At 42.2% G+C, this 5,656-nt stretch carries 7 protein-coding genes and 1 pseudogene; 5 read left to right on the top strand and 3 right to left on the bottom strand.

Annotation, left to right across the window (positions count from 1 at the left end; translation table 11 throughout):
- On the bottom strand, positions 1 to 405 hold a 405-nt coding region (locus B4J23_RS02170; RefSeq protein WP_291358637.1), incomplete at its 3' end, for a hypothetical protein.
- Positions 406 to 812: 407 nt separating this feature from the next.
- On the opposite strand from B4J23_RS02170, the gene B4J23_RS02165 reads away from it, so the two are divergent.
- The 4 genes from B4J23_RS02165 to B4J23_RS02150 all read left to right on the top strand — a co-directional run bounded on the left by B4J23_RS02165 (position 813) and on the right by B4J23_RS02150 (position 3,717).
- Positions 813 to 1,166 carry a hypothetical protein gene (locus tag B4J23_RS02165; protein ID WP_034702043.1) on the top strand — a complete coding sequence of 118 codons (354 nt, stop codon included), beginning with the start codon at positions 813 to 815 and terminating at the stop codon, positions 1,164 to 1,166.
- A gap of 198 nt (positions 1,167 to 1,364) precedes the next feature.
- Entirely contained in the window at positions 1,365 to 3,200 is a 1,836-nt protein-coding gene (locus B4J23_RS02160; protein ID WP_291358636.1) for a mechanosensitive ion channel, read from the top strand.
- 67 nt (positions 3,201 to 3,267) lie between these two features.
- Complete coding sequence (locus B4J23_RS02155; protein WP_291358635.1) at positions 3,268 to 3,435, top strand: hypothetical protein; 168 nt, start codon at positions 3,268 to 3,270, stop codon at positions 3,433 to 3,435.
- A gap of 129 nt (positions 3,436 to 3,564) precedes the next feature.
- Positions 3,565 to 3,717 (top strand): hypothetical protein, encoded by a 153-nt coding sequence (locus tag B4J23_RS02150; RefSeq protein WP_180012012.1) that lies wholly within the window; start codon positions 3,565 to 3,567, stop codon positions 3,715 to 3,717.
- 34 nt (positions 3,718 to 3,751) lie between these two features.
- Here the strand turns inward: B4J23_RS02150 and B4J23_RS02145 are convergent, their stop codons facing one another.
- Positions 3,752 to 4,951, bottom strand: coding sequence for an NAD(P)/FAD-dependent oxidoreductase (locus tag B4J23_RS02145; RefSeq protein WP_291358634.1), 1,200 nt, complete (start codon positions 4,949 to 4,951; stop codon positions 3,752 to 3,754).
- 188 nt (positions 4,952 to 5,139) lie between these two features.
- Between B4J23_RS02145 and B4J23_RS02140 the strand changes: the two genes are divergently transcribed.
- Positions 5,140 to 5,463, top strand: coding sequence for a DUF4870 family protein (locus tag B4J23_RS02140; protein ID WP_180013612.1), 324 nt, complete (start codon positions 5,140 to 5,142; stop codon positions 5,461 to 5,463).
- A 24-nt stretch (positions 5,464 to 5,487) separates the two neighbouring features.
- Here B4J23_RS02140 and B4J23_RS02135 read toward each other — a convergent pair.
- Positions 5,488 to 5,656, bottom strand: a pseudogene (locus tag B4J23_RS02135) (1-aminocyclopropane-1-carboxylate deaminase/D-cysteine desulfhydrase); the annotation flags it as partial.

The raw sequence follows: 5,656 nt of genomic DNA, 5'->3' as shown, positions 1-5,656 counted from the left end.
CATAAAGTCACGGATTTCCTGAATGGCAGTATCTGTATCGGTAGTTAACCAGGTCGGCTCAAAGAAACCGGCATAATGTTCGATTCGATCCGCGGGCACAACTAAACGTACCGGACAATCTTCTTCCAGCAGGCGCCATGGAATAATCGGAACGTCATTATCTAGCCAAGCCGCCACATTCCGTACATCAATGACCATGGCATTAATGCAGTCCGGAAAAGGCATTACCGACATTTCTTCAGTACGGCGGCGGAAATATTCCAGATCTTGCCAGCGTAGCATAAAGCTCGGTTTGCTAAATTCAATGATTCCAATCAGATGCTGATCACGAGTGTAGTGCAAAGCACATTGATGTGTGACGTCAGTGTCAAGATCAAGCGATACACTCTGTTGACGATACGCCATAAAACTCGGGTGCATGAAAAATAAGGTGGATAATTATAACGTATTTTGCGCAAAGTAGCAGGTATATTGAAAAACGGTATTTTTACAGCATGTTTTAGCCCACTTAAAATGTGCTTAAAATTTAATAAAATCATAGTGGTATATTGTTTATTTTATAGACAATTCAATTCCTGATAAATCAGCTAAAAACTGCCAGTATCAATTGTCTCGGAAGAGAGTTTCTAACCATAAGACCATAGTATGTTCAGGCTAGAAAATGCCTTTTTTTGAAACTAATACCAAGTTCATCAGACTCATACATATAACTTACATCCATTCACTATCTCACCATCTTTTGTCACAGAAGCTGTGATAACTGCTTGTTATGATAAAAATCTACTTATGAATAAGAAAGAGTGAGAATGGTCATGGTTGATGATTTTAATAAAAAACCACCTTTGCATGATCAGGCAGCAATTACGCAGAAGAAGCGCATTCCTGTCTATATCCTGATTTTGGTCGGTATCTTTTTACTGGCAGTCCTGTTCTATATGTTTGCAGATGTGAAGCCAGATGCGCCTGCGACCCAGCCTAATACACCAGTACCAGCGACTGAAGCCCCTGCCAATAATGGTAGTCCGGCGGCTACTCCAGGCGGTGAAAGCAATGAAGCAATGGCTACTGCAGATGATGCGATGACAGAAGCAACAGCCACTGTAGGCGAAATGTCACAAGATACAGCAGAAGCTACTGCAACTGATGCTCAACAGGCCACCCAATAATTGGAATTATTAAAAAAAGCTCTGGTTCATGACTAGGGCTTTTTTGCAATAGGTGGTGATGTTTTTCAAAGTTCTGTATCTCCAGGCAAGCTAAGCACAGGAAGTTCAAGCTTTATAAGCAATCGGAAAGAGCTGAAGATTTCAAAAATAAGCTCGTGAATTCAGACAAATAGCGTAATAACAAAGAGGGCAGAAAACATGAATGATTATATGAGAGGCCCACGTGGTGGCTATGATGCCATGTACTACTGGGATCAGTTTCATCCAATTCTTAGTGCAATTGCCATATTAGTCCTAGGTTGGATTATTGCATTACTCGTCTCGGCAGGTGTTAAAAAAATCTTGCAAAAACTAGGGACCAATACACACTTAAATGCAGCGACAGGACATCGCTCTAATGTCGAGAGTATTATCGCTCGTGTTGTGTTCTGGATTATTCTGATTATTGCGGTCATCGGTGCACTTAACGTACTGAATCTGACAGCAGTGAGCGGACCGTTCAGTAATATGATCCAGCAGTTCCTGCTCTTTATTCCACAATTGCTGGCGGCTGTTGCTGTGGCCTTTGTTGGGTGGATTGTGGCGAATCTGGTCAAAGTCGGCTTGCAAAAAATGCTTGATCGCACCCAGCTGGATGAAAAGCTGAGTGCTGAAGTCGGTGTCAGTCCGATTAGCCAAAATATCAGTGAAATTGTTTACTGGCTGATTTTACTGCTGTTCTTGCCAATCGTCTTGTCGATTCTAGGTCTACACGGTTTATTACTACCTGTGCAGAACATGCTGACGGATGTCGTAAGTTATCTGCCTAATATCTTCATTGCTGCAGTTATTGTATTTGTCGGATACATTCTGGCAAAAATCGTTCGCGGTATAGTTGAAGGTTTGCTCAACAGCCTGAATATTCAACATCAAGCTGAAAAAGTCGGCATTTTCAAAAACTCGAATGTCGCTCAACTGATTGGTTCATTCATCTTCGCAGTTGTAATTATTACGTCATTAATCATTGCATTTGAAGCACTGGGTAACGAAGCAATTTCTCAACCAGCAACTGCAATGCTGTATGAGATCATGAATGCCATTCCAAATATCATTGCAGCCGCACTGATTCTGATTCTGGCTTATGTGGTGTCTAGACTGGTAGCACGTCTGGTGACTGAAGTCGTTGCCGGAACAGGCGTAGATGAGGTTCCAGCTAAACTGGATCTGCAACGCTTCCTAGGCAAAACCAAACTATCAAGTCTGGTGGGTTATCTGATTGTACTGTTCACCATGCTATTTGCAGTTTCCGAAGCTGCGGACCGTTTAGGCTTTGAACAGGTGAGTGGCCTGATTGCGATGTTCATCTACTTCGGTGCAAACATCCTGCTAGGTGCTGTGATCCTGGTGATTGGCTTCTGGCTGGCCAATGTAGTTGCCAATATTGTGCAACGTGGTGAATACAACAGTTCACGCTGGTTAGCGAACCTGGTTCGTGTACTGATCATGGGTCTGGTCATTGCGATGGGTCTACGTGCCATGGGCATTGCTGACTCGATCGTGAATCTGGCCTTCGGTTTAACTCTGGGTGCTGTTGCTGTGGCATTTGCCTTGGCCTTTGGTCTCGGTGGCCGTCAACCAGCAGAACGTGTACTGACTGATTTGATCGATAAAGCTAAACGAGAAGCTAAAGAGCCGAATCCTTTGAAAAATGAAACTAATATCATGACTTCAGGCTTAGGTGCTGATGTCAGTGGTACTACAGGTGCAGGCAGTTCAACTACAGGAGAAAATATTGTGCCGAATCAAGATCAATCACAAGATGACAATGCGCCGATGCGTACCAATTTATCCAATAGTACGCCAGCGACCTTGACCACTGCACCGCAGGATGATGAAGCTTCAGGTGTAGATCAGGTGACACCAGATGTCGATCAGGCTGTACCGGATTCGCTTCAAGTTGATCCAACTCATCCACCAGCGAATAATCCATTTGGTTCTACAGGTGAAGAAGAACCGGATGTCGATAGTCATCCAAAAAAAGATGACCCGAATTAACCTGTTCTATTTAAACAAAATCGGCCACGCTTGAGTGGTCGATTTTTTTAATCCTGAGGAAATCTGAATGAATGCCAAGAAACCGAATAATCTGTTAGCACCCTTAGTGATAGCAGGCATAACCATTGGCTTTTTCATGGCTGCTTATCGATTTGTCTTTGTGAAAAGCAAACAGGATGAGCAGGCTGAAAAAGAGCTGGATAAGAAAATACCTGATCCAGACGAATTTAACTAAGTCGAAATACTGCCTAGTCACTATACATAGAATTTCTTTTTTAAAAAATATAGAATATTCAAGTGAATACTAAAATGATTTTGGTATTTTTCTTGCATTAAAAATATAAAGAAAAAGGAGATCAATAAGATGTGGAAAACATTTCAGCATAAATTCATGGCACCTATGGCAGATCAAGTACCCTTACATCTGCAGGAAGCGGCTCAGAAAATGCAACTGACGATTGACCGTTTAGAAAATACGGCCAATCTCAACCTGTTTAAAACGGATTATCTGGAATAAGCGAAGTATTTTCTCTTCCCAGATTATCTTTGTATTAAACATATTCCGATGCGGCATGTGCTGATGACCATGCCCATTGGAAGTTAAAACCTCCCAAATGACCAGTCACATCCAGTATCTCACCCACGAAATATAAGCCTTTCTGCTTTTTGCTTTCCATGGTTTTAGATGAAACTTCGGTTGTATCCACACCGCCCAAAGTCACCTCGGCTGTCCGGTAACCTTCAGTCCCAGAAGGTTTCAGTTCAAAGCCACTTAAACGCTTGGCAATCTGTTCGAGCTTGTCATCACTAATATTGCCAATAGATGTTTCAGCTACTTCAGGCCAGATCAGATTCTGTAATTCTAGTACTACGCTCTTCGGTAAATGTTCGGTCAATAGAGTGCGTAGCAGAACTTTAGGCTGACTCTGTTTTTTAGATTTAATGAAATCAAACAGGTCGACACTTGGTAAGAAATCGACCTTAAAGCTTTGGCCAACATCCCAGTAATTTGACAGTTGTAGGGAGCTAGGGCCACTTAGGCCACGATGGGTAAACAGTAAAGCTTCAGTAAAACTGTTTAGATCATTAGACAGCGTGGCTTCGACTGCATTACCGCTCAGACGGGTGGTGATCTCCTTGAAACTATCCGAGAAAGTAAACGGCACCAGACCGGCACGGGTTGGATAGACATGATGTCCAAACTGTTTGGCAATCTCATAGCCGATGCCTGAACCACCTAAGGTTGGAATAGACAGGCCACCTGAAGCAACCACAACCGATTCTACTTCAAAATATCCTAAAGAAGTGGCTACCTGAAATCCTTGATCGTCTACAGTATTGACAGCTTTCACTTCGCAGTTGGTTTTGATCTCGACCAGACCAGTCTTGTCACATTCAGACAGTAGCATCGCCAGAATTTCTTTGGCACCATTTAAGGTGAATAACTGTCCATGTTTACGTTCTTCATACTCGATGCCATATTCACAGACCATGCCAATAAAATCCCAATTGGTATAGCGGGTCAGTGCTGAAATCACGAAATGCGGATTGTGTGAGATGAAATTTTCAGGTTCGACATAGAGGTTGGTGAAATTACATTTGCCGCCACCGGACATCAGGATTTTCTTACCCACCTTATTGGCTTTTTCAACGACTACGACTTTTCGACCACGTTGTGCTGCCATATAGGCCGTCATTAAACCTGATGCACCTGCACCTATGACCAAAACATCGTATTGCTGAACAGACATGACACACTCAAGGGAGAAGAAAGGGGAGCATTATAGACAATTTTATTTCAGCTTTCTCTATTCCTGAAGGGCGCTGCCCGAATTACAACGTATTAGCGAATATTTATCATAAATAATTTGAAGCAGCTGGCGGATTCATGCATAGTTTTGTTATGCCTAAAAAATAATCACAATGAAAGGAATAATTTATGACGGATACGGCAGCATACAAACAATATAATCTGATCAGCTATATTCTTCATCTACTGGGTTTTTTCCTGGGAATAACCCCATTAATCGCCATCATCATGAATTATATCAAACGTAATGAAATGCGGGGCACCTGGCTAGAAAGTCATGTGGACTGGCAGATCAAAACTTTCTGGTTCAGCTTGCTGGGTTATATTCTGGGTGGTTTGCTCACTGTAATTCTGATTGGTTTTGTGATTATTTTTTTGGTCTTTGTCTGGCATGTCTATCGACTGGTCAAAGGGCTGATTGCATTAAACGAAAATAATCCGATAGGCATTTAAGTTTCGATCAGAACTCTAAGCGAGTTAAATATTTCGACCTTGTAGTCCACCAGTATGCAGGATTAGTAGCTTTGCTTCTGCTGGAAAATAGCCTGTTTCAATCAGGTCAGAGATTCCATGCAGCATTTTTCCCGTATAAATCTGCTCTAAGGCAATATCATATTCAGCTTCAAAGTGCTGTATAAACTGGATC

Origin of the sequence: Acinetobacter sp. UBA3025, assembly GCF_002367915.1 — a bacterium.
Classification (GTDB): Bacteria; Pseudomonadota; Gammaproteobacteria; order Pseudomonadales; family Moraxellaceae; genus Acinetobacter.
The sequence above is the reverse complement of the archived record's forward strand: the minus strand, read 5'-3'. Positions and strand labels throughout refer to the sequence as shown.

What these genes read in the sequence shown, in the direction of transcription:
- B4J23_RS02150 (WP_180012012.1), top strand. Translation starts at nt 3,565, where the DNA reads ATGTGGAAAACATTTCAGCATAAATTCATGGCACCTATGGCAGATCAA.
- B4J23_RS02160 (WP_291358636.1), top strand. Translation starts at nt 1,365, where the DNA reads ATGAATGATTATATGAGAGGCCCACGTGGTGGCTATGATGCCATGTAC.
- B4J23_RS02155 (WP_291358635.1), top strand. Translation starts at nt 3,268, where the DNA reads ATGAATGCCAAGAAACCGAATAATCTGTTAGCACCCTTAGTGATAGCA.
- B4J23_RS02165 (WP_034702043.1), top strand. Translation starts at nt 813, where the DNA reads ATGGTTGATGATTTTAATAAAAAACCACCTTTGCATGATCAGGCAGCA.
- B4J23_RS02145 (WP_291358634.1), bottom strand. Translation starts at nt 4,951, where the DNA reads ATGTCTGTTCAGCAATACGATGTTTTGGTCATAGGTGCAGGTGCATCA.
- B4J23_RS02140 (WP_180013612.1), top strand. Translation starts at nt 5,140, where the DNA reads ATGACGGATACGGCAGCATACAAACAATATAATCTGATCAGCTATATT.